Source organism: Methylobacterium sp. J-001, assembly GCF_022829565.1.
In the GTDB taxonomy this organism is placed as follows: domain Bacteria; phylum Pseudomonadota; class Alphaproteobacteria; order Rhizobiales; family Beijerinckiaceae; genus Methylobacterium.
Genome location: NZ_JAKSYN010000019.1, coordinates 1 through 668, shown reverse-complemented (window position 1 = coordinate 668; position 668 = coordinate 1). Strand labels below are relative to the sequence as shown.

Below are 668 nucleotides of genomic sequence, written 5' to 3'. Positions count from 1 at the left end.
CCCGGCTCCTGTGCCGGGAGACGTTGCGGCGGGCGAGGGTGTTGGTCCTCCTCATCGCTCGCCGCCGCGAAAGGTGCCGACAACTTGTTGGCCTCCGGATCCCCAGCCCGATCAAACTGGCCGCGAGGTCGGCGACACCCTGGGAGCACCCGCTCCTGGGGTGTTTTTTCGTGTCGGGACCCGATCCGGCCGCGGGTCACCATGATCTCATGGCAACTCGCCAGACGGTCATGGCGAGTTGGATCCCTAATGCCTTGAGCGTCAGCCGATGACTGGTCCGGCGTCATCCGCTGATGTGACCGGGTCAGCCGATGCGGCATTCAAGGCTTTGATGTAGCTCGGCCGTTTGTGTCTTGCGTCGATCCGGTATGAATGAGGGACCTCTGAAATGGAGGCACCCGATGTCGAACGAGAGCGAAACTCCCATCCCCACCTTCGGTCGCCCCGGTTGGACACCCCCGGCCCGGAAGTCTCGCAAGGGGATGTCGAAGCGGCAGAAGCACAGCCTTGACGCCCATGCCGAGACTGAGGCCGAGCGCCGTAAGAACCGTCTGGCGACCGGTACGCCCAAACGGGACGATGTCGGCAGGGCGGTGCTGCATGCACTGCTGCAGGTCCTGCGCGCCCGCCCGGACTACAACGAGGTACAGATCCTCCAGCGCTACACG

Annotated in this window: 1 protein-coding gene; it reads left to right on the top strand. The window is 64.5% G+C overall.

Features of this window, described 5'->3' with window-relative positions; genetic code table 11:
- Window positions 1-482: 482 nt before the first annotated feature.
- Window positions 483-668: hypothetical protein (locus MKK65_RS00410; protein ID WP_243954338.1), on the top strand; the 186-nt coding region annotated here is incomplete at its 3' end.